Source organism: Pseudomonas sp. MWU12-3088, assembly GCF_023242405.1.
Lineage (GTDB): Bacteria > Pseudomonadota > Gammaproteobacteria > Pseudomonadales > Pseudomonadaceae > Aquipseudomonas > Aquipseudomonas kribbensis.
On the sequence record NZ_JALJEA010000032.1, the window covers coordinates 1 to 680 of the forward strand.

At 55.9% G+C, this 680-nt stretch carries 1 protein-coding gene; it reads left to right on the forward strand.

Going from position 1 to position 680, the window contains the following annotated elements:
- Positions 1-680 (forward strand): GTP-binding protein (locus tag M5B98_RS28650; RefSeq protein WP_248744683.1); only part of this gene is annotated, 680 nt, incomplete at both ends.

Sequence of the window (680 nt, forward strand, 5' to 3'; positions counted from 1 at the left end):
ATCGGTCACGTTGACCACGGTAAAACCACTCTGACCGCTGCTCTGACTCGCGTCTGCTCCGAAGTTTTCGGTTCGGCCGTAGTTGAATTCGACAAGATCGACAGCGCTCCAGAAGAAAAAGCTCGCGGTATCACCATCAACACCGCGCACGTTGAGTACAACTCGAACATTCGTCACTACGCTCACGTTGACTGTCCAGGTCACGCTGACTACGTGAAGAACATGATCACCGGTGCTGCCCAGATGGACGGCGCGATCCTGGTTTGCTCGGCTGCCGATGGTCCGATGCCACAAACTCGTGAGCACATCCTGCTGTCCCGTCAGGTAGGCGTTCCGTACATCGTGGTTTTCCTGAACAAGGCTGACCTGGTAGATGACGCAGAGCTGCTGGAACTGGTTGAGATGGAAGTTCGCGACCTGCTGTCCACCTACGACTTCCCAGGCGACGACACTCCGATCATCATCGGTTCGGCTCGTATGGCGCTGGAAGGCAAAGACGACAACGAAATGGGCACCACCGCTGTCAAGAAGCTGGTGGAAACTCTGGACAGCTACATTCCAGAGCCAGAGCGTGCTATCGACAAGCCGTTCCTGATGCCAATCGAAGACGTGTTCTCGATCTCGGGTCGTGGCACCGTGGTAACTGGTCGTATCGAGCGTGGTATCGTTCGCGTTCAGGA